The following is a 26,672-nucleotide window of genomic DNA, read 5'->3' on the forward strand; positions in this document are numbered from 1 at the left end:
GCCTTACATTCTCCAGCCCCGCCTTCGTGGGGTTGTCTCCAGATGTCTTTCAACGCCCAGACTGCTCCTCTCGACGACCGCCGCCCTGCGGCCCTGCCGCCCGTGGCGCCGCTGAAGCCGCAGCAGGTGGCGGGTCTCAATGACCCGGCCATTTTGCGGCAATGTCAGGTTGGGCCCGTCACCACGTCGGGCGCCGTGCCCATCGGGCTGGGGCTGTCCGGCATGTATTGCGCGGCGTGTGCCCTCACCATCGAGTCGGCCATCCGGGCGGTGCCCGGCGTGTCGGAGGTTCAGGTCCAGGGCGCCACGCAGCGGGCCCGCCTGCACATCGATCCGCAACAGGTCAAGCTGGCCGATCTGGTGGCTGCGATCCGCTCGGTGGGGTACCAGGCCTGGCCAGACGGCTCGGCTCTGGCTCAGAACGTGCGGCAGCATGCACAGCGCCAGCTGGTGTGGCGGTTGTCGGTGGCCGCGTTCTGCATGATGCAGGTGATGATGATCTCGACGGCGCAGTATGTGGCGGGCCCTGATGAGATCCCCCCTGACATCTGGCGCCTTCTGAACTGGGGCAGCTGGGTGCTCAGCCTGCCCGTGATGGCCTTTTCTTGCGGGCCGTTTTTCTCAGGTGCCTGGGCGGCTCTGCGTCAAGGGCGCATGGCCATGGACACGCCAGTGGCCATTGGCATCGTGGCGATGTTCGTGGTCAGCACTGGGGTCACCATGGGCCAGACCGCCTGGTTCGGAGAAGACGTTTACTTCGACTCGCTGACCATGTTCGTGAGCTTCCTGCTGTGCGGCCGGTGGCTGGAGGCCCGAGCGCGCGAGCGGGTCACTCGCTCGCTGGAGGCCTTGTGCAATCGCCTGCCCGAGTCGGTGGAGCGGAGCCAGGCCGCCGCCGATGTGCCAGATGCCGAACTGCATGCCCATGGTGTTCAGTCGGTCGCTTTGTCGGCGTTGCAGCCCGGAGACCGCGTGCGGGTGGCTGCCGGTCAGGCCTTCCCGGGCGATGGCCTGGTGGTGTGGGGTCACACCGAGGCCGACGAATCCATGCTCACGGGTGAATGTCGTCCGGTGCCCAAGCAGGTGGGGCATTTGCTGGTGGCGGGCAGCCTGAATGTGGGTTCGCCCGTGTGGTGCCGCATCGAGCGCCTGGGTGTCGACACCCGCTACCAGCAGATCGTCGATCTGGTGCATCAGGCGCTCACCGAGCGTCCTGGCTGGCTGCGCACGGCCGATCGCTTCGCAGGTCCCTTTTTGTATGTGGTCATCGCGCTGGCGTTGCTGGGTGCGTTGGCCTGGCAGTGGATCGACCCGTCCAAGTCGGTGTGGGTGGCTGTGTCCGTGCTGGTCGTGACCTGCCCGTGTGCCTTTTCTCTGGCCGCGCCGTCAGCGCTGCTGGCCGCGGCAGGTGCGCTGGCGCGGCAGGGGGTTCTGGTGCGACGTCTGGAGGCTGTCGAGACCTTGGCCTCGGTGTCGCAGGTGTGGTTTGACAAGACCGGCACCCTGACCGAGTCGGCGCTGACGCCGCAACAACTCTGGTTCAACGGACAGGTTCTGCCCGTTGAACAGCCCCGTGCGCCGGCGCTCCATGCCTTGCTGCGAAGCGCACGTTCGCTGGCGGCCTTGTCGGCGCACCCGGTGGCTCAATCGCTGGTGGCCGGTTTTGCGGAGGAGCCCCCTGAGGGCGCAGCCGTGGCGGTGATGAACTGGCACGAGGTCGTGGAGTCCCCTGGCCTGGGCCTGCAGGCGCTGGACCCGGCTGGCCATGTGTGGCGCCTGGGTTCTGCCTCGTGGGTGCTGAGTTCGGCTGAGGGCGGTGCCGAGGCATCGCACCCGGGCCTTGCCTGGCCGCAAGGCCGTGTGTGGGTGGCCCGATGGCCAGCAGGTGAGGGGGTTTCAGGGCGGCCGGTGGAGGTGCTGGGTGTGGCCATGGATGAAAAAACGCGCGAAGCCGCCATGCCGGCGCTGGACGGTTTGAGGGCCTTGGGCCTGCAGGTGGCCGTGCTGTCGGGTGACCTGAAGGAGCGTGTTGTCGCCTTCGCGCAACGATTGGGTGGCTCACCCCCTGTGTGGGTGGCGGGTGCCGCGGTGGGTCCGGAAGGCAAGTTGCAGGCCCTGCAGCGTGCGCAATCCGAAAAACAGGTGGTGGCGGTGGTCGGTGACGGCATCAACGATGCGCCGGTGCTGGCGCAGGCGCATGTCTCGTTTGCTCTCGATCAGGGGGCGCCGCTGGCACAGGCTCAGGCCGATTTCATCGTGCTGGGAGGCCGTCTGGCGGGGGTGCCCGTTGCCGTGTCCACTGCGCGTCAGGCTTTGCGCATCGTCCGTCAGAATCTTGCCTGGGCTGCAGCGTACAACTTCGTGTGCATACCCCTGGCACTGATGGGGTATTTGCCGCCCTGGCTGGCTGGCATCGGCATGGCCCTGAGTTCACTGGGGGTGATGCTCAACGCGCTTCGTCTCAACCGTTTTGCCAGCCCGGACACGCGCTGACAGGCGCTGGACGATCACCGCCTGTCGAACACAGGCTGCGGCACCCACAAGGCACCCCGAAGGCACTTCATGGACATCCTCTACCTGCTCTTGCCACTGTCGGTGGTCCTCGTCATGCTCATTCTGGGCGTGCTGGCCTGGTCGATCTACCGGGGCCAATTTGACGATCTGGACCAGGAAGGCGTCCGGATCCTTGAGGACGATCAAGAGTCAAACTGAAACTATGGCTTGATCTAAGCCAATTGGGCGTACTGGTTTGCCCTCACAATAGCGCCCGTTGAACAAGGAGAACTAGTGATGGCAACCAACCGCTCTGCCACCTACAACGACACGGTTGTCCGGCTTTTCGCCGTCGCCGCTGTGGTGTGGGGGGTCGTGGGCATGGCCGTCGGGGTGTTCATTGCATCCCAACTGGCCTGGCCCGAACTGAACTTTGGCGTCCCCTGGCTGACCTACAGCCGCTTGCGCCCTCTGCACACCAACGCGGTGATTTTCGCGTTCGGTGGCTGTGCGCTGTTCGCCACGTCGTATTACGTCGTGCAACGCACCTGTCAGACGCGTCTCTTCTCTGACGCGCTGGGCATGTTCACGTTTGTGGGCTGGCAGGCCGTCATTCTGGCCGCGGCCGTCACGCTGCCCATGGGCATGACCCAGGGCAAGGAATACGCCGAACTCGAATGGCCGATCGACCTGCTGATCGCTGTGGTCTGGGTGGCTTACGCCGTCAACTTCTTTGGCACCATCGGCATTCGCAAGGTGCGTCACATTTATGTGGCCAACTGGTTCTATGGCGCGTTCATTCTGGCGGTGGCCCTGCTGCACATCGTCAACAGCGCTGCGGTGCCGGTCGACATGACCAAGTCCTACTCGGCCTACGCCGGTGTGCAGGACGCCATGGTGCAATGGTGGTACGGCCACAATGCCGTGGGCTTCTTCCTGACCGCAGGCTTCCTGGGCATGATGTACTACTTCATCCCCAAGCAGGCCGGTCTGCCCGTGTATTCGTATCGCCTGTCGATCGTGCACTTCTGGGCCCTGATCTTCACCTACATGTGGGCGGGTCCTCACCACCTGCACTACACCGCACTGCCCGACTGGGCCCAGTCGGTGGGCATGTTGTTCTCTCTGATCCTGCTGGCGCCTTCGTGGGGCGGCATGATCAACGGCATCATGACCCTGTCGGGTGCCTGGCACAAGCTGCGCGATGACCCCATCCTGAAGTTCCTGATCGTGTCCCTGTCGTTCTACGGCATGTCCACCTTCGAGGGCCCCATGATGGCCATCAAGACCGTGAACTCGCTGTCGCACTACACCGACTGGACCGTGGGCCACGTGCACTCGGGCGCCCTGGGCTGGGTGGGTCTGATTTCGATGGGTTCGCTGTATTACCTGATCCCGCGCCTGTTCGGCCGCAAGCAGATGTACAGCACCACCGCCATCTCGGTGCACTTCTGGGCAGCCACCATCGGCATCGTGCTGTACATCGCTGCCATGTGGATCGCCGGCGTGATGCAGGGCCTGATGTGGCGTGCAGTGAACCCCGACGGCACGCTGGTCTACAGCTTCGTCGAAAGCGTGAAGGCCACCTATCCGTTCTACGTGCTGCGTGTGGCCGGTGGCCTGCTGTACCTGGGCGGGATGATTCTGATGCTGTGGAACACCGTGATGACCGTCATGGCGGGTCGTTCTTCCACCGTGTCTGTGCCTCAACCGGCTCACGCCTGAGTTGAAGGAGTACCAACATGGCTGATAACCACAAAGTCGCAACCTTCTCCCACGAGCGGATCGAAACCAGCAACACGCTGCTGATCGTGCTGACCCTCGTGGTCATTCTGTTCGGTGGCCTGGTCGAAATCGTGCCGCTGTTCTTCCAGCGCAGTACCACGCAACCGGTTGAAGGCCTCAAGCCTTACACCGCACTGCAACTGGCGGGGCGTGACGTCTACCTGCGTGAAGGTTGCTACGGCTGCCACTCGCAGATGATCCGCCCCTTCCGCGCCGAAACCCTGCGTTACGGCCACTATTCGATGGCTGGTGAGTTCGTGTACGACCACCCCTTCCAGTGGGGCTCCAAGCGCACCGGCCCGGACCTGCACCGTGTGGGTGGCAAGTACTCGGACGAATGGCATCGCGCTCACCTGGTGAACCCGCGCGCTGTGGTGCCCGAGTCCAACATGCCTGCTTACCCGTGGCTGGAGACCAACCAGGTGAACCCGGCCGGCATGGCGCCTCGCATGGAGGCCCTTCGCAAGGTGGGCGTTCCGTACACCGATGCCGAGATCAAGGCTGCCGCTGACGAAGTCAAGGGCAAGACCGAGATGGAAGCCGTGATCGCCTACCTGCAGGTGCTGGGCACCGCCGTCAAGTAAGACGGAAGGAGCAGTGATGGACATCGGCATCTGGCGCAGCGCAGTCACCGTCCTGTCACTGTGCTTGTTCGTGGGCATTGTCGTGTGGGTGTATGCCCGCAAGAACAAGGACCACTTCGAGGAGGCAGGCAAGCTGCCCCCCGACGACGAATGAATCTGGAGGCTCAAATGAGCGACTTTTATGGAGGCTGGGGGCTTTTCGTCTCGGCCATCGTGATCGCAGGCCTGGTGTACTGCATCGCCGTTTTGTGGGGTGCAGCACGCCACAAGGTGATCCGTGACGCCCAGGGCAACGTCCAGGCCGACACCGGCCACGTGTGGGATGGTGACCTGCGTGAACTGAACAACCCGCTACCACGCTGGTGGCTGGTGCTGTTCATCCTCACCGTGGTGTTTTCGTGCGTGTACTTGTACCTGTACCCGGGTCTGGGTGAGCACAAGGGTTTGCTCGGTTGGTCCCAGGTTGGCCAGTTGCAGGACGAAATCAAGAAGGCCAAGGCGTCCGAAGAGCAGGTCTATGCGAAGTTCCGCACCGCTTCGGTCGAAGACATCGCCCGTGACCCGCAGGCCCGTGCCATCGGTGAGCGCCTGTTCTTGAACAACTGCGCGGCCTGCCACGGCTCCGACGCCCGAGGCGCCAAGAGCTTCCCCAACCTGACCGACAAGGACTGGTTGCATGGCGGTTCGCCCGAGCAGATCACCCAGACGCTGGTGGAAGGCCGCCGCGGCCAGATGCCTCCGATGGCCGCAGCCGTTGGTTCGGGTGAAGAAGTTCGCCAGGTGGCCAACTACGTGCTGAGCCTGTCGGGCAGTGCCCACAACCCGCTGCTGGCGCAGTTGGGCAAGGACAAGTTCAAGGCCGCCTGCGCCGCCTGTCACGGCGCAGAAGGCAAGGGCAACCACGCCGTGGGCGCTCCCAACCTGACCGACAAGATCTGGCTGCATGGCTGGGGTGAGCAGGCGGTGATCGAAATGATCAACAAAGGCAAGCTCAATGTGATGCCGGCCCAGAAGGACCGTTACAGCCCCGAGCAGATCAAGGTGTTGACCGCCTACGTGTGGGGCCTGTCGAACGGGGTCCAGACCGCCGAGGCCAAGACGGCCGACGTGTCGGCCAAGTAAGCCGCGACAACCCGGTCAGAGTTTGACCGGGTTCAAACCCGACGGTGGATGATCGGTATACCCTCAGGGGTACTGACATCCACCGTTTTGCATGGGTGAATCCATGAGCACCAAGCAGCCCGACAAAGGGCCCCAACGCATCATTCCGATCAAGGCCGAACCGGCGGTGCCCGTTGGTGGCAGTGTCGAATCGGTGCTGTTGTACCAGGCCTCTGAAAAAATCTATCCCCGTGAAGTGCATGGGTGGTTCCAGCGCTGGCGCTGGGCCATCGTGCTGGCCACCCAGTTGGTGTTCTATGGCCTGCCATGGCTGAACTGGAACGGGCGTCAGGCGGTGTTGTTCGACCTCGGTGCGCGCCGTTTCTACCTGTTCGATCTGGTGCTGTACCCGCAGGACTTCATCTTTCTGACGGTGCTGCTGCTGATATCAGCCTACGGCCTGTTCTTGTTCACCGCGGTGGCGGGGCGCTTGTGGTGTGGTTTTGCCTGCCCGCAAACGGTCTACACCGAAATCTTCCTCTGGATCGAGCGCCAGTGGGAGGGTGACCGCGGCAAACGCATGAAGCTCGACAAATCGTCCTGGAGTGTCGACAAGGTCTGGCGCAAGGGCGGCAAGCACGCCAGCTGGCTGGCGCTGTCGGCCTGGACCGGCTTCACGTTCGTGGGCTATTTCACGCCGGTGCAGTTGCTGGTGCACGAAGCGGTCACGCTCACCATGGGGCCCTGGGAAATCTTCTGGACGGGCTTCTACGGTTTTGCCACGTATGGCAACGCGGGGTTCATGCGTGAGCAGGTCTGCAAGTACATGTGCCCCTATGCGCGCTTCCAGAGCGCCATGTTCGACCGGGATACCCTGATCATCAGCTACGACGAAAAGCGTGGTGAGCCCCGCGGCTCGCGTTCGCGCAAGACCGATGCCGCTGAAAAGGGGCAGGGCGACTGCGTGGACTGCACCTTGTGTGTGCAGGTGTGCCCCACGGGCATCGACATTCGCAAAGGGCTGCAGTATGAATGCATCGGGTGTGCCGCCTGCATCGACGTGTGCGACACCGTGATGGACAAGATGGGCTCGCCGCGTGGCTTGATCCGCTACGCCACGCAGAACTCGCTCGAAAAGGGTTGGGACAACCGCAAGATGTGGAGCCGGGTGGCGCGCCCTCGCGTGCTGGGTTACTCGGCGGTTTTCGTGGTGGTCGTCATTGCCTTCCTGGGCAGCCTGCTGATGCGCACGCCCTTCAAGGTGGATGTGGTGCGTGACCGGGGGGCTCTGGGGCGCGTGGTGGACGACGGTTTTGTGGAAAACGTCTACCGTGTGCAGATCATGAACGCCACCGAGTCCGAACAGCGGTTCACCGTCTTCGCCGACAATCTCACCCGTGTGCAGGTGTCGGCCCAGGACGTGATCGTGCTGGGCCCGGCCGAGGCGCGATGGGTGCCTGTGACAGTCAAGGTGCCGCCGGAAGTTGCCCAGGCCATGGGCACAGGCGCTCATCCCATCGACATGGTGGTGACGCGGCAACGGGCGGGCGAGGAGCCTGAGCGGGCTGTGCGCGAAAAGACAACTTTCATGGTGCCGCGCTGAGCGCTGCATCGAACAAGGAGCTGGCATGAGCCGGAACGACAAGAATAATTCGCGCGACACCAAGCCGTGGTGGAAGTACCCCATGGTGTGGATGATCATCGGCGGCCCTGCCATCGTGGTGGTGGCAGGCATCAGCACGGCAGTGATCGCCTACCGCCATGTCGACCCCGTGCTCGATGCCAGCAAGCCGGCCGACAACGCCGGCGAACTGCCCGCACTGCAAGGCCGCAACAAGGCCGCCGAAACGGCCACGCAGCCTGCTGAGCGCTGATCAGGGTTCTTCCCGGTGTGGGGGCGCCGCCAAAGGCGCACCATGGGATGGTGTTCCCAACCTTGTTGGAGGTGAGCATGACCCCTCGCACACTGCATGTGGCGCAAATCCTTTGGCCCGCCTTTCTGGTGGCGGCCGTGATGGAAATGGTGGTGTTCGCCTGGGTCGATCCCGGGCAGCTGCGTTTTGGCAGGTGGCATCCGGATGCCAACACGGCCTATTCGCTGGCTTTCCTGGTGTTCTGGGGCCTGGTGACGGTCGCTTCGGCCATCAGTCATTGGCTGATGAAACAGCCGATCGATCCCCGCGACGCAGGCCTTGCCCACCGCATGGAGACCTGAATGAAAAAGCCCGTCCGAGTGACGGGCTTTTCACTGGCTGCACAGATGGTGCTCGACTGGCGCCCGGGTGGCGCACGGTGTTGAGCGACCGTGGCCTCCAATGACTCAGCAGCGGGTCGAGTTCACCAGGGCACGAAGCCCGGCCTCGTTGACGATGCGGATGTCACGCTGCTTCACCTCCAGCAGTCCTTCGTCCTGGAACCGAGAGAAAGTGCGGCTGACCGTTTCCAGCTTCAGGCCCAGGTAGCTGCCGATTTCTTCGCGGGTCATGCGCAGCACCAGTGCGGTGGATGAAAAGCCGCGTGCATGCAGACGCTGTGTGAGGTTCAGCAGGAAGGCCGCCAGCCGCTCCTCGGCGCGCATGCTGCCCAACAGCAGCATCACACCATGGTCGCGCACGATCTCGCGGCTCATGATCTTGTGGAACTGGTGCTGCAGGTCGGAGAACTCGCGCGACAGGTCTTCCAGTTGCGAGTAGGGGATCACACACACTTGCGAATCCTCCAGGGCCACGGCGTCACAGGCGTGGTGGTCGGTGCTGATGCCGTCCAGCCCCAGCAACTCACCGGCCATCTGAAAGCCCGTCACCTGATCACGGCCGTCTTCAGAAGACACACAGGTCTTGAAGAAACCAGTGCGCACGGCGTACACGGCTTTGAACGCTTCTCCCGCGTGGAACAGGGCTTCACCGCGCTTGACCGTCTTGCGGTTGGCCACCAGGTTGTCGAGTTGAGACAGCTGCGGTTGGCTGAGCCCCACCGGCAGGCACAGTTCCCGCAGGTTGCAGCTGGAACAGGCGACCTTGAAGCTTTCGTATTTCATGGAACAGGCGGAATCAGGCTGACACCGATGTGCAGCCGGAGGCGCAATCGTTGTAGAGGGCGTGTCCATGGTAGCAGTTGAGGCGTGCAAGGTCATGTGATTCAGGTGATTGGCGATGTGGCCGCTCACGGGTTGGATCAAACTGCGGTCATTGTTGCGCCAGTGGGCGCACCGCACTTGAGCCAGATCAAGTCAGGCACAGTCACCTTTGGCACAGTGCCTCCTCATGAATGCACAGGCACTGGCATTGTCCGAATCTCCTCAGCCTCCAGACATCACGCAGGACATCATCCGGCGACTGGACGTGCAGGGGCCTCGCTACACCTCCTACCCCACAGCCGACCGGTTTGTCGAAGCCTTCGGTCCCGCGCAATACGCCCAAGCCTTGCAGCAGCGCGCCTGTGGGGGCGGGGCCATCGGTGGGGCTGCCGCACCGCTGTCGGTGTACGTGCACATCCCTTTCTGCGAGTCCGTGTGCTACTACTGCGCCTGCAACAAGGTGGTCACGCGCCGCAGGGAGCGCGCAGATGCGTACCTGCACGACCTGTTCCGAGAAATCGACCTGCACGAGGCGGTGCTGGGCACTGGGCAGAGCCTGTCGCAGTTGCACCTGGGCGGCGGCACGCCCACCTATTTCAGCGACGAGCAGATCGAGCGACTGCTCATGAAGCTGCAGTCGGTGTTCCGTTTTGTGCCCGGTGGCGAGTATTCGATCGAAGTCGATCCCCGCACCGTCGATGCCGAGCGGCTTTCGCGCCTGTGGGCCATGGGCTTCAACCGCATCAGCCTGGGTGTGCAGGATTTCGACCCGGCGGTTCAGCTGGCGGTGCACCGTGTTCAGCCTTTCGAACAGGTGGCGGCTCTGACCCGTGCCGCGCGTGACGTGGGCTTCGAGTCCATCAACATGGACCTGATCTATGGCCTGCCGCGCCAGACACCCGAAAGCTTTGCGCGCTCATTGGTCCAGGTCAGTGAGTTGCGCCCGGAGCGCATTGCCCTGTATGCCTACGCACACCTGCCCCAGAGGTTCAAGCCACAGCGCCGCATTGACGCGCGCCTGTTGCCGCCCGCGCCTGACAAGGTCGGCATGTTGTCGGCGGCCATCATGCAGTTCCGTGCAGCCGGCTACGACTACATCGGCATGGACCACTTTGCTCTGCCGACCGACCCGCTGGCCGTGGCCAAGCGCCAGGGGCGCTTGCATCGCAACTTCCAGGGGTACAGCACCCATGCTGACAGCGACCTGGTCGCCCTCGGTGTCTCGGCCATCGGTCGCATCGGGCCCCATTATTCGCAGAATGCGAAGACCGTGGAGGACTACCACGATGCGCTCAGCCGCGGCGAGTTCCCCATCCAGCGCGGACTTTCCCTGTCGCGCGACGACATGGTGCGCCGTGCAGTGATCATGGCCATCATGTGCCAGGGCAGGGTGGACATCGAATCCATCGAGCTGGCCTGGTTGATCGATTTCAGGCAATACTTCGGGCCCGAAATCGATCAGTTGGAACCGCTCACCGAGAAGGGGCTGGTCGTCATGGAGCCGGATGGCATCCGTGTCACGCCGCTGGGTTGGTATTTTGTTCGCGCCATTGCCATGGTGTTCGACCGTCATCTGCAGGCAGACAGGGCGGTTGAGCGATTTTCTCGCATCATCTGAGGCCAACTCCGCGCCTTCGGGTGGATGGGTTGCGGAGGACATGAGTCGGGAGTCCACATGCTGAGTGCTGGGCTGGACAGTGTTTCTCTGGGGATGTTCGGCGGGCTGCTGTCTGCCGTGCTGCTCATGGGGGTGGCGGGCGTTCCACATTGCGCCGCCATGTGCGCTGCCCCGTGCGCCGTGGCCTTGCCCGGTGGGGCAGGGTGGCGCGCGCTGCTGGCCCGCACGGCCGGGTATGCCCTGCTGGGCGCCGTGGCAGCGGGGCTGACTTCATGGCTGGGGCGATGGTCTGCCGTGGCTGCGGTGCTGCAACCCCTGTGGTTGATGGCATTGTTCGCCACTGTGTTGTTCGGTGCCTGGCTGCTGTGGCGCGGTGAGATGCCCCTGCAGGTGCAGGCCCAGGGCCAGGCGGCCTACCGATGGCTGCAGCAGCGTGTGGGGGGCAGCGTTGCCGCGCGCTGGGCCTGGGTGTTGGGCGTGTTCTGGGCCGCCTTGCCCTGCGGTTTGCTGTACGGTGCGGTGGGTGTGGCTGCCCTGGCGCCGCATGCCTGGCAAGGGGCCTTGCTGATGGCTGTGTTTTCTGTGCCAGGGGCATTGGCCATCGCGCTGGCGCCCCGCGCACTGGCTCGTTTGGGGGGCGCCCGCGAGCCCCGACCCGTCGCCGCCGGGGTGGCGCCGGTGCTGTGGCTGCGCCCGTCGTCGCTTGACGGCGAGCCCGCTGCGCAGACGCCCAACGACTGGCCTGCCACTTCGCAAGTGCCGGCCTCCCCGGCAGTCGCCACGCGGTGGCTGGCAGGGCGATGGCAGGCCTGGGCCGATGCGCGCCTGGCCCTGCGGCTTGCGGGCATGAGCCTGGTCATCGGCTGCGGCTGGGCCTTGTCGCATCGTGTGTGGGCCCAGTGGCAAGCCTGGTGCGCCTGATGGGCGAGGTGGGCGTCTGTCATTCGCCACCGCTGGGGTGAATTGCCTTGTGTTTCGTGCTGTGATGTGGGCATCACCAACGGGTTTCACCTGACGGTTGCCTTAGAATGGGTCAACCTGCCGACATCCATGGCAGCGTTGTTTTCGGAAACGCCAACCGCGGAGACCACAACATGTACCAGCACATCAAGGTGCCCGAAGCTGGGCAGAAGATCACGGTGAACCCGGACTTCTCGCTCAATGTCCCCAACAATCCCATCATCCCGTACATCGAGGGTGACGGCACCGGTTTCGACATCACCCCCGTGATGATCAAGGTGGTTGACGCAGCGGTGGCCAAGGCCTACGACGGCGCCAAGAAGATCCACTGGATGGAAATCTACGCTGGTGAGAAGTCAACCCGCGTGTACGGTCCTGACGTCTGGCTGCCTGAAGAAACCCTGCAGGTCCTCAAGGACTACGTGGTGTCCATCAAGGGCCCGCTGACCACCCCCGTCGGCGGTGGCATCCGCTCGCTGAACGTGGCGCTGCGTCAGGAGCTTGACCTGTACGTCTGCCTGCGCCCTGTCACCTACTTCAAGGGCGTGCCGTCGCCCGTGAAGGAACCTGAAAAGATCGACATGGTGATCTTCCGCGAGAACTCGGAAGACATCTATGCCGGCATCGAGTTCGAAGCGCAGTCGGACAAGGCCAAGAAGATCATCAACTTCCTGCAGACCGAGTTCGGTGTCAAGAAGATCCGCTTCCCCGAAACCTCGGGCATCGGCATCAAGCCGGTGTCGAAGGAAGGCACCGAGCGCCTCATGCGCAAGGCCATCCAGTACGCGATCGACAACGACAAGCCCAGCGTCACCATCGTGCACAAGGGCAACATCATGAAGTTCACCGAAGGCGGCTTCCGTGACTGGTCGTACGCCCTGGCGCAGAAGGAATTTGGCGCCGAGCTGGTGGACGGCGGCCCGTGGTGCAAGTTCAAGAACCCGAAGACCGGCAAGGACATCGTCATCAAGGACGCCATTGCCGACGCCTTCCTGCAGCAGATCCTGCTGCGTCCCGCCGAGTACAGCGTGATCGCCACGCTGAACCTGAACGGTGACTACATCTCTGACGCCCTGGCCGCTCAGGTTGGTGGCATCGGCATTGCCCCCGGCGCCAACCTGTCGGACAGCGTGGCCATGTTCGAAGCCACCCACGGCACCGCGCCGAAGTACGCTGGCAAGGATTACGTGAACCCCGGTTCCGAGATCCTGTCGGCCGAAATGATGCTGCGCCACATGGGCTGGTTCGAGGCGGCTGACCTGATCATCAGCTCGATGAACAAAGCCATCCAGAGCAAGAAGGTGACCTATGACTTCGCCCGCCTGATGGAAGGCGCGACCCAGGTGTCGTGCTCGGGCTTCGGTCAGGTCATGATCGACCACATGTGATGGCAGGGCGGCTGTTTGCCGCCTGTGTCCATGGGGCGCCTTTGGTGCGCCCCAAGCAAAACGCCCGCAATTGCGGGCGTTTTTCATGCAGGAGAACGAGGCCTTCAGTGCATCGACTGCCCATGCCCTGCGGCAGCAGCATCGCGGAAATGCATGGTTTCGAGGGCGTCGGCACTTTCTGCCTGCACCTCTTCTTCGGTGATGGTCTGGATGTTCTGTGCGAGCATCCCCTTGGGGCCCACCGTCAGCTCATACCGAACCTTCGACCCCTGTTTCAGGGTTCGGAAACCATCCATCTGGATGGCAGAAAAATGTGCAAACACGTCACCGCCGCCCTGGTCGGGCTCGATGAAGCCGAACCCCTTGGCGTCGTTGAACCACTTGACCGTACCAGTCGCCATACAACCCTCCTGTTAATTTGTTCACGATTCTGGATCTCGTTGAATCCCGTGTCAAGCCGCAAGTGTGACCGAATTTGGCGATGGTCAATCCCCGACCAATGGGGGTGTGCAGGGGTGGACGAATCGTCGACTACGACCACCTGTTTTGCTGGGGAAACGGCAGACTGTCTGCGTCGGGGGTACGATGAAAAGAAACCGTGGCGTGATGGATTTCCACCCTTGATCTCAGGTGGGTCATCCCAAGATGTCAAGCCATGGGCTGATCTGCTCTCTTAGAATGATTTTCATGAACCTTTCGCTCTTCCCGATCGCTTCGAACGATCCCGGACAGGGGTCGTCGGAGGAAGGCGCCGGTTCTGTCGTTGCTGAAAAGGAAGCGCTCCAGACCGAGCCGCCGAAGCTGTATCGGGTTGTCATGCTCAATGACGATTACACCCCGATGGAGTTCGTGGTCTACGTGCTGCAGGAGCTGTTCCGTCACGACGTCGAGACGGCGACTCAGATCATGCTCAAAATCCACCACGAAGGTCGTGGTGTGTGCGGTGTCTATACCAAAGATGTCGCGGCCACCAAGGTCGAACTTGTTCTTGCCGCCGCCCGGCGCGCCGGGCATCCCCTGCAGTGCATCCTGGAGACCGCATGATCGCGCAAGAGTTGGAAGTGAGTTTGCACATGGCCTTCGTCGAGGCCCGGCAACAGCGACACGAGTTCATCACCGTGGAGCATCTGCTGCTGGCGCTGATCGACAACCCCTCTGCTTCCGAGGTACTGAAGGCCTGTGCTGCGAACCTGGATGAGCTTCGCAAGAACCTGGACCAGTTCGTTCGTGACAACACGCCGACCGTCGGTGGCACTGACGAGGTCGATACTCAGCCTACCCTGGGCTTCCAGCGCGTGATCCAGCGCGCAATCATGCACGTGCAGTCTTCGGGCAGCGGCAAGAAGGAAGTGACCGGGGCCAATGTGCTGGTCGCCATTTTTGGCGAGAAAGATTCGCACGCGGTGTACTACCTGCACCAGCAGGGCGTGACCCGCCTCGACGTGGTCAACTTCATCGCCCATGGCATCCGCAAGGTCGACCCGCCGGACACTGGCAAGGCCGCCAGCGAGCCCTCCGGGCAGGCCGAAGGTGGCGAGAAGGAGGAAGCCGAAAGCAAGGCTTCGCCGCTCGAGCAGTACACGCAGAACCTCAATGTGTCGGCCAAGGAGGGGCGCATCGACCCCCTGATCGGCCGCGACTCCGAGGTCGAGCGCGTGATCCAGGTGCTGTGCCGCCGCCGCAAGAACAATCCTCTGCTGGTCGGCGAAGCCGGCGTGGGCAAGACCGCAATTGCCGAGGGTCTGGCTTGGCGCATCACCCAAGGTGATGTGCCCGAGGTGCTCAACGATGCCGAGGTCTATGCGCTCGACATGGGCGCGCTGCTGGCTGGCACCAAGTACCGCGGTGATTTCGAACAGCGCCTGAAGGCGGTCATCAAGCAGCTGAAAGACCAACCCAACGCCGTGCTGTTCATCGACGAGATCCACACCCTGATCGGTGCGGGTGCGGCGTCCGGTGGCACGCTGGATGCGTCCAATCTGCTCAAGCCTGCGCTGAGCTCGGGTCAGCTCAAGTGCATCGGTGCGACCACCTTCACCGAGTACCGCGGCATCTTCGAGAAAGACGCCGCATTGTCGCGGCGCTTCCAGAAGGTCGAGGTGGTCGAGCCTTCGGTCGAGCAGACCATCGAGATCCTCAAGGGCCTGAAGTCGCGCTTCGAAGAGCACCACAGCGTCAAGTACGCCCTGGGTGCGCTGCAGGCGGCGGCCGAGCTGTCGGCCAAGTACATCAATGACCGCCACCTCCCTGACAAGGCCATCGATGTGATCGACGAGGCCGGTGCCGCCCAGCGCGTACTGCCCAAGTCCAAGCAGAAGAAGACCATCACCCGGGCCGAGGTGGAAGACATCGTGGCCAAGATCGCCCGGATCCCCGCCACCAGCGTGTCGCAAGACGACCGCAGCAAGCTCAAGACGCTCGATCGCGACCTCAAGAGCGTGGTGTTCGGTCAGGACAATGCCATCGATGCCCTGGCTTCCGCCATCAAGATGGCCCGTTCGGGGTTGGGCAAGCCCGACAAGCCCATCGGTGCTTTCCTGTTCAGCGGCCCCACCGGCGTTGGCAAAACCGAAGTGGCCAAGCAGTTGGCTTACATCATGGGCATCGACCTGATCCGCTTCGACATGTCGGAGTACATGGAGCGCCATGCCGTGAGTCGCCTGATCGGTGCGCCCCCCGGCTATGTGGGCTTCGACCAGGGCGGTTTGCTGACCGAGGCCGTGTCCAAGAAACCGCACTGTGTGTTGCTGCTCGACGAAATCGAGAAGGCTCACCCCGATGTGTTCAACATCCTGCTGCAGGTGATGGATCATGGCACGCTGACCGACAACAACGGACGCAAGGCCGACTTCCGCAATGTGCTGATCATCATGACCACCAACGCGGGTGCTGAAACGCTGCAGAAGTCCACCATCGGCTTCACCACAGCGCGCGAGCAGGGCGACGAGATGGCGGACATCAAGCGCATGTTCACCCCGGAGTTCCGCAACCGTCTGGACGCCATTGTGGGCTTCAAGCCGCTGGACGAAGAGGTCATCTTGCGGGTGGTCGACAAGTTCCTGCTGCAACTGGAAGGACAGCTGGCCGAGAAGAAGGTGGAGGTCACTTTCACCGACGTGTTGCGTCGCCACCTGGCCAAGCGCGGCTTCGATCCGCTGATGGGCGCACGTCCGATGCAGCGCCTGATCCAGGACACCATCCGTCGCGCCCTGGCCGACGAGCTGCTGTTTGGCGATCTGGTCGACGGTGGGCGCCTGACGGTGGACGTGGTCACCAACGCCAAGGGCGAAGAGGAGGTGAAGCTGGACATCCAGGCTCGCCGCTCCGACAAGCCCAAGGCCGAACCGGCCACGGCCGAGTAAGCCGCGCCGGCAGGCTGCTTCAAGGCGCCCAGTTCGCTGGGTCGTCCTTGAAGTAGCGGCTCAGAAGGCTGTACACCGCAGGGTGTGCAGCCTTCAGTGTTTTCGGAGTCATGAAAAAGGTTTCGGCCAGCACGGGGAAAAACTCCGACAGGCCTTGCTCCAGTCCGTAGGGGTCGATGACGATGGGGTCACCATGGGCCCAGGCGTCCCGGAAATGGTCGAAGGCCTGCCACAGGGTGTCGCGCCATTCCTGTGGCGTGATCTCAGCGGGCAGTGGCGGCAGTCCGTCGGCCTCCCCCTTGAGAAGGTCCAGTGCGTGGCAGAACTCGTGGATCACCACGTTGTACGCGGTTGCGCCGGCTTGCGTGTCGTTTGGCGTTGAGCCGGGACTGCCGTCAGGCGGGCGGCCGGCGGCTTGAACGTCTTGCCATGAGAGCATGATGGGGCCGCCTGGCATGGCCTCTCCTGACAGGGGTTCATGCCCCTCGTGGGTCACGCCGTTGTCGTCGGTCCAGCTGCGCGGTGCCAGCACCTGCTCAGGCTGCATCACCACACCCACAAAGGCGCTGTAGGGGTGCAGCCCCATGGCCCAGCTGTGGATCGGCAGGCAGGCCTGCGCCGCCACCTGCACAGCCATCGCGTCGGTCAATACCAGGCCACCCACCGGGGTGAACTGCTTGCGCGCCAGAAACAGGGTGCTCAGCTCCCGCAGTTGATGCAGCTGGCGTGGGCTGCGCCAGGTCAGCCATGGGCATTGGGTCAGTGTGTTCTGCCACAGGGGTTCAGGCAGTGGGCGCAGCCTCTGCACCTGTGCATCGCTCAGCCAGGCCGGTGGCAGCCGCCGGAGCCATGCGTCAAGCCACCTGGGCCGAGGCGCTCCGGAGCCTCTGGGCTGGTGAATGGGTGGCATGGGCGGGGTTCAGCGCGGCTCGGTCACAGGGCCTGTCACGGCCTGCGCGAGCGAGAGGCGCTGCAAGCCATCGGCGCTCAGGCGCAGCACATGCCCGCGGGGCGGTTGCCCGTCAGGCAGTTCGTCAAACTCCCAGTCGGGCAGCACATGGCGTTGAGCGCCTGCCATGGCAAAGGGCTCGCTGGCCGGCCGATGGGTGTGGCCGTGAATCAGGCTCAGGCTGCCATGGGCCTGCAGGGCCTGGGCGGCAGGCGCCGCGCACACGTCGGCCCATTCGGCCATGGCCTGGCCACCTTTGCGCTGTTCGCTTTCGGTGCGAATGCCCTGGGCCACAGCCAGCCTTTCAGGCAGGCTGCGCTGCAAGAAGGCCGTTTGCCAGGCGGGCTGGCGCACCATGGCGCGGAACTTCAGGTAGGGCGCGTCGTCCAGGCACCAGGCGTCGCCATGGGTGAGCAGGTGACGCTGCCCGAACGCTGTCAGCGCAAAGGGGTCATCCAGTGCAGTTGCCCGGCAGAGCTGCATCAGCTGTTGCCCCATGAGGAAGTCTCGGTTGCCTACCATCAGGCCCAGCCACAAGCGCTGTCCCGCCTGTTGCAACACCTTCGCGGCCGACTGTTCGAAGGCCTGAGTGGCCATGTCGTCGCCCACCCAGAGTTCGAACAGGTCGCCCAGGATGAGCACCGCATCGGCCGGCGTGCGGGCCATGTAGTCGGCCCAGGCGGCGAATGTGCGAGGCCGACCGGCATGCAGGTGCAGATCCGAGATGAAATCGATGCGCTGCCAGTGCGCCGGGGCCTCCAAAGCATCACACCGCCACGAGGGCGGTGTGAGCGGTGGCGTGGCCTCGGGGGCAGGGCAGTGGGGCTGCCCGCTCACGTTCAGAGAACCGTGGCCTTGGTGACGACCACATCTTCCACGGGCACGTCGTCGTGGAAGCCCTTGCGGCCGGTCTTGACCTTCTCGATGGCATCGACCACATCGGTGCCGGCCACGACCTTGCCGAACACGGCGTAGCCCCAGCCTTGCGGCGATTCCGACTTGAAGTTCAGGAAGTCGTTGTTCACGGCGTTGATGAAGAACTGAGCGCTGGCCGAGTGCGGCGCGCTGGTGCGGGCCATGGCCACGGTGTATTTGTCGTTCTTCAGGCCGTTGTTGGCTTCGTTCTGGATCGGATCGCGGGTGCTCTTTTGCTTCATGCCCGCTTCAAAGCCGCCGCCCTGGACCATGAAGCCCTTGATGACGCGGTGGAAGATGGTGCCGTCGTAGTGACCGTCCTTGACGTACTGCACGAAGTTGGCCACGGTGACCGGGGCCTTGTCATCGTCGAGTTCGATGGTGAACGCGCCGGCGGTGGTCTGGAATTCAACTTTCTGGGCCATGGATCATTTCTCCAGGGTGGCTTGTTTGATGACGATGGGTTCGAGGGGCACGTTGCCGTGCATGCCGCGCTGGCCAGTGGGCACCTTGCGGATCTTGTCAACGACGTCCATGCCCTGAACCACCTTGCCGAAGACCGCATAGCCGTTGCCGTCTTGCGAGTTGGCAGCGTCGAGGAAGCCATTGTCCTTCACATTGATGAAGAACTGGGCAGTGGCCGAGTTCGGGTTCATGGTGCGCGCCATCGCGACGGTGCCGCGCTGGTTGTTCAGACCGTTGCGGCTTTCCAGCGGGATGGGGGCGCGGGTCGACTTTTCCGACATGTCAGGCAGCATGCCGCCGCCCTGGATCATGAAATTGTCGATCACGCGGTGGAAGATCACGCCGTTGTAGTGGCCATCTTTGACGTACTGTACGAAGTTGGCCACCGTCTTGGGGGCCTTGGCTGCGTTGAGTTCGAGCACGATGTCGCCTTGCGTGGTGCTCAGGCGCACGTTCTGGGCCTGAACGCCACTGGCCAGGGCCAGGGCGGCCAGGGCGCCCAGCGCCAAACGTTGGGGCAGGGTACGGGTCATCCGATCACTCCTTCGAAGAAGATCTTCCACAGGCCGTCTTCCTTGGTCCAGTACTGGCGCTTGATCACGCCGGTGGTCTGGTTTTCGGCCACTTCGCCGAAGGTGACGACCATCAGGTCAGAACGGTCATGCCAGGCCAGAATGGCCAGGTCCTTGATCTGCAGGTTGCGCGCACGGCCTGTGCCCGCCTCCTGCGACAGTTGCTGGCGCCATTGAGAAAGGTCCTTGGCGCCGCTGCTGAATTTGGGCGAGTAGAAGTTCAGCAGGCGGTTCATGTCGCCACTGCTGCGCGCCACGCGCCAGCCTTCGATGAGGTTGCGCAGGCTGCGGCGCTCGCCTTCCTGGGCCTGGGGTTCGACCCACTCCAGTTGCCGGGCGATCACGACCGGCGTGGTGCGTGGTTGCACGCGGTCCATGATGGCCTTGAGTTCGGGATTGGCCAAGGCCACGCAGCCGTCGGTGCTTTGCGGGCTGCGGGCATAACTGTCGCTGGGCACGCCGTGCACCCAGATGCCACTGCCGGTTCGTCCCAGGCGCTTGTCATGCTCGTTGGGGTAATTCAGCGGCAGGGCACCGGCGCCATAAAAATCCGTGAGCTGACTCGGCTCCAGACGGCTGGTGATGTAGTACACGCCGATCGGGGTGCGCTGGTCACCCTGCACGCTTTTTTCGGCGCCCAGCTTGCCGATCGAGGCGTAGTGGTCGTCGACCAGTTGCAAGCCATTGCCTCGATTCTCGAACAGGTAGATGCGCGAACGGCTGGCATCCACCGCGATGGCATGCCGGGTGCTGGCGGGCAACTCGATGAATGACTTGGGGATTGCGCCCACGGGCGGACGCTCTTGCAGGGCGGCAATGCGGCGCAACGCTTCTGTGCGCAGCTGGCCGATGCGCTCGGAGGCCTTGTCCGACAAGGTGCTGGGCGCATTGCCCACCGTCTGCAGCGGCATGGTTTGCGCCAACAGCAGGTCGCCGTACGTGAGTTGTGCCAGCTGGAAGTTGGGAATGTCCTGGGTCAGCTTCTGGGCGCGCGCAAGCGCTTCCCGCATCTTCCCCTCACCGATCAGACGGTAAACCTCCAGCAGGCGGCCTTCCGGCGACCCGTCATTGGGCACCTCACTGAGCGGACGTCGGGTGCCCAGCGGCGGCGGCGCCTTGGGCATGACTTCCGGCGTTGTGCTTGTGGCCGATGGTGTGCGCTGTTCGGCCTGCTGGGCCGTGCCGTCAAACTGCCGTTCGGCGGCATTCACCGCCGCCAAAGGCTGCGTCAGGTGTTGCCACGACCAGTTGTCGGGGGCGTAGGTGGTGGCGGCCCAGAAAAGCACAGGCGCACTGACGCCCAGCGCCAGTGCCACAAATCGACCAGCCGACCACTTGCGCTGGCGCGAACCGAAACCTGCCATCACGAACCCGAAGATTCCTTCACGATGACCCATTCTCCACCGGCGCGGACCAGGTCAAGGCGCTTGCCCCCGCTGATGTTGAGCCCATCGGCGCGGTAGTCCTGACGGAACCGGGCCACAGCCTTGTTCCCGTCGACCTTGATGTCGAGGTCGGAGATTTTGACGGTGATGCTGCGCTTGCCGACAATGCGCTCACGACGTTCCTGTTCCCAGGCCTTGCGGCTGCCTTTGTCGCCGTCGAAGTCTTTGGCGTAGGCGCCCAGGTAGCCGTTCATGTCCTTGGCCGACCAGGCAGAGGCCCAGGCGCGCACGGCCGATTCGATTTCGCGTTCGCGAGCGTCTGCCTTGGCTTCGACCGGGGCGGGTGTCGGTGCCGGCTTGGGCTGTGCGACCGGGGCAGGTGCGGGTGCCGGAGCAGGCGCAGGAATGGGGGCGGGAGCCACGGGGGCCGGTGCCGGCACAGGCTTGGGCTGAGCCACCGGCGCCGGCGCGGCAGCCACCGGCGTGGGAGCGGGCGCCGGCGCAGCGGTGGCCACGTTGGTGCCACGGTCACGCGGGAACAGGTCACGGATCATGGCCAGCTTGGGGGCCACGGCCGAACGGGTGTCGATCTGCAGGGCTTTGGAGTAGGCCTGGCTGGCCAGCTTGGCGTACACATCGCCCAGGTTCTCATACGCTGTGGCGTAGCTGGGGTTGGTGCGGATCGCCATTTCAAGGGCGTTGCGGGCCTTGTCGTACTGGCCTTGTTGCGCGTACAGCACCGCCAGGTTGTTGAAGGGCTCGGGCAGCTCCGGGTAGTCTTCGGTGAGCTTCTGGAAGGCGGTGATGGCTTCTGCGGTGCGGTTGGCCTGCGACAGGCTGATGCCCCGCAGGAAACGCATCATGGGGTCGCGAGGCTTGCCCGCCAGGAACTGGTCGGCCTTCTGCAGGGCCTCGACGTTCTTGCCAGCCGACAGCAGCTTCTGCACATCGGCCACGTCGTCGGCGACGGCGAGTTGGCTGCTCAGGCCAATCACGGCAATGGCCAGGCAGCGCGCGGCGAGGGCGGACAGACGGGCTCCGAAGGGGGGCGCAACAACTCGCATGGGTTCAGAAGGTGAAAGGGTGGGTCGAAACTGCGGGTGAGGATAACAGCGCCAGGGCCGCGATCATCTGCCGACTGACCCTGATGCGAGCCAGCCGGCCAATGCCTCCCGGCTATACTCGTCCGATTGTAGCCGAGTGACCACACCCGACAAACGGTCGTTTGAAGCCCATCGAGGCCGCGCTGCGGTGTCTGCCGTGGTGGGCGCAGCCTGCGTTTCGGGTGGTTGACTCGGCGCCCCTCATCATGCACTTGCGTGCGGTTGCATTCGGTTGCTTGAGGGGCCTGCACCGAATTGACCGCCCATGACTTTGCGTATCTTCAACAGCCTGTCGCGTCAGGTTGAAACCTTTGCCCCCATCGAGCCCGGCCGTGTCCGCATGTACGTGTGCGGCATGACCATCTATGACTTCTGCCATGTGGGCCATGCCCGCATGATGATGTCGTTCGACGTGGTGCAGCGCTGGCTCAAGGCCCAGGGCTACCAGGTCACCTATGTGCGCAACATCACCGACATCGACGACAAGATCATCCGTCGGGCAGTCGAGCGCGGCATCACCATCCGGCAGCTGACCGACGAGATGACGGCCGCCATGCACGCCGACATCGGCGCGCTGGGCATCGAGCCGCCCACGCACGAGCCGCGCGCCACCGAATACGTGCCCCAGATGCTGGACCTGATCGGCAAGCTCGAAACCAACGGCCTGGCCTACCGCGCCAGCAACGGTGACGTGAACTACGCCGTGCGCAAGTTCCAGGGCTACGGCAAGCTGTCGGGCAAGTCGCTGGACGATCTGCGCGCCGGCGAGCGCGTGCAGGTCGACGACAGCAAGCAGGACCCCATGGACTTCGTGCTGTGGAAGGCTGCCAAGCCCGAAGAGCCGGCCGACGCCAAGTACGACTCGGCTTTTGGTGCTGGGCGCCCGGGCTGGCACATCGAGTGCTCGGCCATGAGCTGCGCGCTGCTGGGTGAGCACTTCGACATCCACGGTGGTGGCCTGGACCTGCAGTTCCCGCACCATGAAAACGAGATCGCCCAGAGCGAAGGCGCCACGGGCAAGCTCTTCGTCAATTACTGGATGCACAACGGCTTCCTGAACGTCGACAACGAGAAGATGTCGAAGTCGCTGGGCAACTTCTTCACCATCCGCGACGTGCTCAAGAGCTACGACGGCGAGACGGTGCGCTTTTTCATGCTGCGGGTGCACTACCGCAGCCCGTTCAATTACAGCGATGCCGGCCTGGACGACGCCCGCAGTGGCCTGCGTCGCCTGTACACAGCGCTGGACGCCGCCAAGCTGCCTGAAGATGCTGACCTGACAGTGGACTGGTCTCACCCGGCTGCGGCCAGGTTCAAGGCCGCCATGGACGAAGACTTCACCACGCCGATCGCGGTGTCGGTGCTGTTTGATCTGGCCGCCGAGTTCAACCGCGACGGCAACCTGGCCACAGCCCGCTTGCTCAAAGGCTTGGGCGCCTGCCTGGGGCTGCTGCAGCAAGCGCCCACGGCCTACCTCCAAGGCGGTGCGGGTGCCGGGGTGGATGCACAGACCATCGAGGCTTTGATCGCAGCGCGTGCCGAGGCCAAGAAGGCCAGGGATTTCGCCCGTGCTGACCAGATTCGCCAGCAGCTCACCGACATGGGCATCGTGCTGAAAGACTCGGCCCAAGGCACCACCTGGGTCAAGGCCTGATGAGCGAGTCGAGCCTGAGACCGCCCGCCGACGCAGGCGAAGTGCAGCCGGTCACGCCCCCGTACTGGGACGAGGCCTGCAAGCACCTGGCCAAGCGCGACCGCGTCATGCGCAAGCTGATCGCCGACCATGGGCAGGCGCGGCTGTACAGCCGGGGTGATGCCTTCACCACCCTGGCGCGCTCCATCGTCGGTCAGCAGATCTCGGTGAAGGCTGCACAGTCGGTCTGGGAGAAACTGCTGGTGCTGCTGGGGCAGGACCCTTCGCAGGAGCGCCGGCCGCTGTCGGTCGAGTCCATGCTGGCCCTGGCGCCGGCCACGCTCAAGAGCGCGGGTCTGTCGGCGCGCAAGGTCGACTATCTGCAGGACCTGGCGCGTCACTTTGCCGACGGCAAGGTGCATGTGGACCAGTGGACCGACATGGGCGACGAGGCCATCATCGAGGAGCTGGTCGACATTCGAGGCATCGGGCGTTGGACCGCCGAAATGTTCCTGATCTTTCACTTGATGCGCGCCAATGTCCTGCCGCTGGATGATCTGGGCCTGATCAAGGGCATCAGCGTGAACTACTTCAGCGGCGAGCCGGTCTCGCGTGCCGAGGCCCGTGACATCGCCGAGGCCTGGGCCCCGTACCGCACCGTCGGAACTTGGTATCTTTGGCGCAGCCTCGACCCTGTGCCCGTGGAATACTGATCGCGCTGCCGACCGCACTGAACACTGACCAAGGGCTGGTCCACACGGCCAGCCGGAACCCGGCGGGGCCCACCGGCCAGCGCCACCAACTGGATGAATGCCATGAGCAAACGCCACTTTCTGGAATTCGAACAACCGATCGCCGAACTGGAAACCAAGATCGACGAGCTGCGCTATGTGCAAAGCGAGTCGGCCGTGGACATCTCCGAAGAGATCGAGCGCCTGAGCAAGAAGAGCACGCAGCTCACCAAGGACATCTACGCCAACCTCAGCCCCTGGCAGGTCACACAGATTGCCCGTCACCCGCAGCGCCCCTACACGCTCGATTACGTCAACGAGCTGTTCACCGATTTCCAGGAAATGCACGGCGACCGTCACTTTCAAGATGACCTGTCGATCGTCGGTGGCCTGGCGCGCTTCAATGGGCAGGCCTGCATGGTGGTGGGCCACCAGAAGGGCCGAGACACCAAGGAGCGCGCCGCCCGCAACTTCGGCATGTCGCGCCCTGAGGGCTACCGCAAAGCCCTGCGCCTGATGCAGACGGCCGAGAAATTCGGTCTGCCCATCTTCACCTTTGTCGACACCCCCGGCGCCTACCCCGGCATTGGGGCCGAAGAGCGCAATCAGTCCGAGGCCATCGGCAAGAACATCTTCGAGATGGCCCGCCTGGAGGTGCCCATCATCACCACCATCATCGGTGAGGGTGGTTCGGGTGGTGCCCTGGCCATCAGCGTGGCCGACCAGGTCCTGATGATGCAGTACTCGGTGTATTCGGTCATTTCGCCCGAAGGCTGTGCGTCCATTTTGTGGAAGACCTCGGACAAGGCCAGTGACGCTGCCGAAGCCCTCGGCATCACGGCCCATCGCCTCAAGGCCCTGGGTCTGGTCGACAAGATCATTTCCGAGCCGGTGGGCGGCGCCCACCGCGACCACAAGCAGGCCTGCGCCAACCTCAAGCGCGGCCTGAACGACGCCATGCGCCAGTTGAGCGACCTCAAGGTCAAGGACCTGCTGCAGCAGCGCTACGACCGCCTGCAGTCGTATGGCCGATTCAACGACACCACCGAGCACTGAAGTGACTGCGCCGCAGCCCGGCCCCGTGCTGGCTGTGGCCTGCAGCGGCGGCCGTGATTCGATGGCGTTGCTGCATCACGCGGTTCGTCGCCTGCGCGAACGCATCGCGCCTGCGGATGGCGGCCTGATGCGCCAGGCGCCGCAGGCGCTGTGGGTGCTGCATGTGCACCATGGGCTGATGGCCGAAGCCGATGCGTGGTGGGCCTTCGTTGAGCGCGAGGTGGCGGCCTGGCAGGCGCAAGGCCTGCCGGTTCACTTCAAGGGTGAGCGCCTGCGAGGCCGCCCGGCCGTGGGTGACAGTGTGGAAGCCTGGGCGCGTGAGCAACGGTACGCGGCCCTGGCCCGCATGGCGGTCGCCGTGGGTGCACACGTGGTGTGGCTGGCCCAGCACCGCCGCGACCAGGCCGAAACCGTGCTGCTGCAAGCCTTGCGCGGTGCGGGGGTGGCAGGTCTGGCGGCCATGCCGGCGGCTTTCGATTGGCAGGGCATGCGCTTCGAGCGCCCCTGGCTTGAACGCAGCCGCGAGGCCATCGACGCCGAGGTTCAGCGCCTCGGCCTGGCCCATGTGGATGACTCCAGCAACGGCGACAAGCGCTTTGCGCGCAACCGCGTGCGCCTGGAGGCCTTGCCTGTGCTCAAGGCTGTCAGCCCTTCTGCAGAGGAAGCCTTGTGTGATGTGGCCCAGCAGGCGGCCGACGCGCTGGCCGTGCAGCAGGCCTGGTACCAGTCTGTCCGCAGGCAGGTGCTGGCCTTGCAGCCAGCCGAAACGGCGCAGGCCGATGCCGACCTGGGTGCAGTGTGCCTTGAAGCCTGGCGTCGCTTGCCCGGGGCGTCTTTTCAGCGGGTGTTCCTGCGTTTGTGGATGGACGAGGTGTGTGTTGCCCAGGGGTGGCCCGCGGTGGGGCGTGCGCCCCTGCTGGCCCTGGTCCAAGGGCTGGCGCGCCAAGGCGAGCAGCCCGCGCGCAGCTGGAGCCTGGGGCAGGGCGTGCATGCCCGCGAGTACCGGGGGCTGTTGAGCCTGACCCGCGACGCGCAGGGCGCAGGCCTGGCCGATGCCTGGCAGCGGCTGCAGGTGCTGCCTGCGCCACTGAACCGCGCCCATGCGGCAGGCACCGAGGCAGAGCATTCAGCACCCAGCCTGCCTCGTGCGGCGCTGGACGGCGCCCAGTGGCGTTGGCGCGAAGGCGGCGAGCGATTTCGCATGGGGCCAGGGCGCCCCTCGCGCTGCTTGCGCAAGCAGTTCCAGAGCCAGGGGGTGCCCGCCTGGGCGCGTGAGGCGCCCTTGCTGTGGTCGGCCGACGGGTGCCTGCTTTTCGTGCCGGGTCTGGGCATCGAGGGCGCGGCGCAAGCACTGCCCGGGGCCGACCGCGTGGCCCTGACCTGGCAAGGCTGAGCCTTTGTTCAGGCCCGCCCCTTGAACAGGCGGCAGGGTTTCATCTGATCACACCAGTGTTCAAGTGGACCGGGGAGCCCCCCGCGGGCTAGAATCGTGGGCT

General features: G+C 64.1%; 25 protein-coding genes and 1 pseudogene. 18 read left to right on the top strand and 8 right to left on the bottom strand.

The features are described from left to right. Positions 1-42: 42 nt before the first annotated feature. The 9 genes from EYS42_RS13855 to EYS42_RS13895 all read left to right on the top strand — a co-directional run bounded on the left by EYS42_RS13855 (position 43) and on the right by EYS42_RS13895 (position 8,178). Positions 43-2,493 carry a heavy metal translocating P-type ATPase gene (locus EYS42_RS13855; protein ID WP_165456791.1) on the top strand — a complete coding sequence of 817 codons (2,451 nt, stop codon included), beginning with the start codon at positions 43-45 and terminating at the stop codon, positions 2,491-2,493. 69 nt (positions 2,494-2,562) lie between these two features. Further along, positions 2,563-2,712, top strand: a complete 150-nt coding sequence (gene ccoS, locus EYS42_RS13860) for a cbb3-type cytochrome oxidase assembly protein CcoS (protein WP_130968792.1) — start codon at positions 2,563-2,565, stop codon at positions 2,710-2,712. A 78-nt stretch (positions 2,713-2,790) separates the two neighbouring features. Next, the gene (gene ccoN, locus EYS42_RS13865) at positions 2,791-4,218 is read left to right on the top strand and encodes a cytochrome-c oxidase, cbb3-type subunit I (RefSeq protein WP_130968793.1); all 1,428 of its coding nucleotides are present in this window, start codon (positions 2,791-2,793) and stop codon (positions 4,216-4,218) included. A gap of 17 nt (positions 4,219-4,235) precedes the next feature. Next, complete coding sequence (ccoO, locus tag EYS42_RS13870) at positions 4,236-4,862, top strand: cytochrome-c oxidase, cbb3-type subunit II (RefSeq protein ID WP_130968794.1); 627 nt, start codon at positions 4,236-4,238, stop codon at positions 4,860-4,862. 16 nt (positions 4,863-4,878) lie between these two features. Then, positions 4,879-5,016, top strand: coding sequence for a cbb3-type cytochrome oxidase subunit 3 (locus tag EYS42_RS13875; protein WP_130968795.1), 138 nt, complete (start codon positions 4,879-4,881; stop codon positions 5,014-5,016). 14 nt (positions 5,017-5,030) lie between these two features. Beyond that, positions 5,031-5,984, top strand: a complete 954-nt coding sequence (ccoP, locus tag EYS42_RS13880) for a cytochrome-c oxidase, cbb3-type subunit III (RefSeq protein ID WP_130968796.1) — start codon at positions 5,031-5,033, stop codon at positions 5,982-5,984. A gap of 103 nt (positions 5,985-6,087) precedes the next feature. Then, entirely contained in the window at positions 6,088-7,566 is a 1,479-nt protein-coding gene (gene ccoG, locus EYS42_RS13885; protein WP_130968797.1) for a cytochrome c oxidase accessory protein CcoG, read from the top strand. Between the two features lie 25 nt (positions 7,567-7,591). After that, on the top strand, positions 7,592-7,837 hold the full coding sequence (locus tag EYS42_RS13890; protein WP_130968798.1) for a nitrogen fixation protein FixH: 246 nt from the start codon (positions 7,592-7,594) through the stop codon (positions 7,835-7,837). A 77-nt stretch (positions 7,838-7,914) separates the two neighbouring features. Beyond that, entirely contained in the window at positions 7,915-8,178 is a 264-nt protein-coding gene (locus EYS42_RS13895; RefSeq protein WP_130968799.1) for a hypothetical protein, read from the top strand. 105 nt (positions 8,179-8,283) lie between these two features. Here EYS42_RS13895 and fnr read toward each other — a convergent pair whose 3' ends face one another. After that, a complete protein-coding gene (gene fnr, locus EYS42_RS13900) occupies positions 8,284-9,000 on the bottom strand; it encodes a fumarate/nitrate reduction transcriptional regulator Fnr (RefSeq protein ID WP_130968800.1) in 717 nt (238 codons plus the stop codon). 226 nt (positions 9,001-9,226) lie between these two features. Here fnr and hemN point away from each other — a divergent pair, with 226 nt between their 5' ends. The 3 genes from hemN to icd all read left to right on the top strand — a co-directional run bounded on the left by hemN (position 9,227) and on the right by icd (position 13,005). After that, entirely contained in the window at positions 9,227-10,657 is a 1,431-nt protein-coding gene (gene hemN, locus EYS42_RS13905) for an oxygen-independent coproporphyrinogen III oxidase (protein ID WP_130968801.1), read from the top strand. Between the two features lie 57 nt (positions 10,658-10,714). Beyond that, entirely contained in the window at positions 10,715-11,578 is an 864-nt protein-coding gene (locus EYS42_RS13910; protein WP_165456792.1) for a sulfite exporter TauE/SafE family protein, read from the top strand. A gap of 173 nt (positions 11,579-11,751) precedes the next feature. After that, on the top strand, positions 11,752-13,005 hold the full coding sequence (gene icd / locus EYS42_RS13915) for an NADP-dependent isocitrate dehydrogenase (protein ID WP_130968803.1): 1,254 nt from the start codon (positions 11,752-11,754) through the stop codon (positions 13,003-13,005). A 206-nt stretch (positions 13,006-13,211) separates the two neighbouring features. Here icd and EYS42_RS13920 read toward each other — a convergent pair. Next, positions 13,212-13,406 (bottom strand): annotated as a pseudogene (locus EYS42_RS13920) (cold-shock protein); the annotation flags it as partial. Positions 13,407-13,692: 286 nt separating this feature from the next. On the opposite strand from EYS42_RS13920, the gene clpS reads away from it, so the two are divergent. Both clpS and clpA read left to right on the top strand, forming a co-directional pair. Further along, positions 13,693-14,049 (top strand): ATP-dependent Clp protease adapter ClpS, encoded by a 357-nt coding sequence (gene clpS, locus EYS42_RS13925; protein ID WP_165456793.1) that lies wholly within the window; start codon positions 13,693-13,695, stop codon positions 14,047-14,049. Continuing rightward, on the top strand, positions 14,046-16,367 hold the full coding sequence (gene clpA / locus EYS42_RS13930; RefSeq protein WP_130968806.1) for an ATP-dependent Clp protease ATP-binding subunit ClpA: 2,322 nt from the start codon (positions 14,046-14,048) through the stop codon (positions 16,365-16,367). The genes clpS and clpA overlap by 4 nt, the downstream gene beginning before the upstream one ends. Positions 16,368-16,386: 19 nt before the next feature. Here the strand turns inward: clpA and EYS42_RS13935 are convergent, their stop codons facing one another. The 6 genes from EYS42_RS13935 to EYS42_RS13960 all read right to left on the bottom strand — a co-directional run bounded on the left by EYS42_RS13935 (position 16,387) and on the right by EYS42_RS13960 (position 21,717). Further along, positions 16,387-17,175 (bottom strand): M90 family metallopeptidase, encoded by a 789-nt coding sequence (locus tag EYS42_RS13935; protein ID WP_245503651.1) that lies wholly within the window; start codon positions 17,173-17,175, stop codon positions 16,387-16,389. Between the two features lie 111 nt (positions 17,176-17,286). Continuing rightward, a complete protein-coding gene (locus tag EYS42_RS13940) occupies positions 17,287-18,153 on the bottom strand; it encodes a UDP-2,3-diacylglucosamine diphosphatase (protein ID WP_245503652.1) in 867 nt (288 codons plus the stop codon). 2 nt (positions 18,154-18,155) lie between these two features. Next, the gene (locus tag EYS42_RS13945; RefSeq protein ID WP_130968808.1) at positions 18,156-18,656 is read right to left on the bottom strand and encodes a peptidylprolyl isomerase; all 501 of its coding nucleotides are present in this window, start codon (positions 18,654-18,656) and stop codon (positions 18,156-18,158) included. Between the two features lie 3 nt (positions 18,657-18,659). Next, positions 18,660-19,229 (bottom strand): peptidylprolyl isomerase, encoded by a 570-nt coding sequence (locus EYS42_RS13950; protein WP_130968809.1) that lies wholly within the window; start codon positions 19,227-19,229, stop codon positions 18,660-18,662. Continuing rightward, the gene (locus EYS42_RS13955) at positions 19,226-20,632 is read right to left on the bottom strand and encodes a L,D-transpeptidase family protein (RefSeq protein WP_165456794.1); all 1,407 of its coding nucleotides are present in this window, start codon (positions 20,630-20,632) and stop codon (positions 19,226-19,228) included. The genes EYS42_RS13950 and EYS42_RS13955 overlap by 4 nt, the downstream gene beginning before the upstream one ends. After that, a complete protein-coding gene (locus EYS42_RS13960; RefSeq protein WP_130968811.1) occupies positions 20,632-21,717 on the bottom strand; it encodes a nuclear transport factor 2 family protein in 1,086 nt (361 codons plus the stop codon). Before EYS42_RS13960 ends, EYS42_RS13955 begins: the two co-directional genes overlap by 1 nt. A gap of 304 nt (positions 21,718-22,021) precedes the next feature. Here EYS42_RS13960 and cysS point away from each other — a divergent pair, with 304 nt between their 5' ends. The 4 genes from cysS to tilS all read left to right on the top strand — a co-directional run bounded on the left by cysS (position 22,022) and on the right by tilS (position 26,569). Next, on the top strand, positions 22,022-23,410 hold the full coding sequence (gene cysS, locus EYS42_RS13965; RefSeq protein ID WP_130968812.1) for a cysteine--tRNA ligase: 1,389 nt from the start codon (positions 22,022-22,024) through the stop codon (positions 23,408-23,410). Next, positions 23,410-24,102: a DNA-3-methyladenine glycosylase family protein gene (locus EYS42_RS13970; RefSeq protein WP_130968813.1), complete on the top strand. Its 693-nt coding sequence runs from the start codon at positions 23,410-23,412 to the stop codon at positions 24,100-24,102. The genes cysS and EYS42_RS13970 overlap by 1 nt, the downstream gene beginning before the upstream one ends. A 102-nt stretch (positions 24,103-24,204) precedes the next feature. Further along, the gene (locus EYS42_RS13975; RefSeq protein WP_130968814.1) at positions 24,205-25,176 is read left to right on the top strand and encodes an acetyl-CoA carboxylase carboxyltransferase subunit alpha; all 972 of its coding nucleotides are present in this window, start codon (positions 24,205-24,207) and stop codon (positions 25,174-25,176) included. A gap of 1 nt (position 25,177) precedes the next feature. After that, the gene (gene tilS / locus EYS42_RS13980; protein ID WP_165456795.1) at positions 25,178-26,569 is read left to right on the top strand and encodes a tRNA lysidine(34) synthetase TilS; all 1,392 of its coding nucleotides are present in this window, start codon (positions 25,178-25,180) and stop codon (positions 26,567-26,569) included. The last annotated feature ends 103 nt before the right edge of the window (positions 26,570-26,672 follow it).

The organism is Aquabacterium lacunae (genome assembly GCF_004310865.1).
In the GTDB taxonomy this organism is placed as follows: Bacteria; Pseudomonadota; Gammaproteobacteria; order Burkholderiales; family Burkholderiaceae_C; genus Aquabacterium; species Aquabacterium lacunae.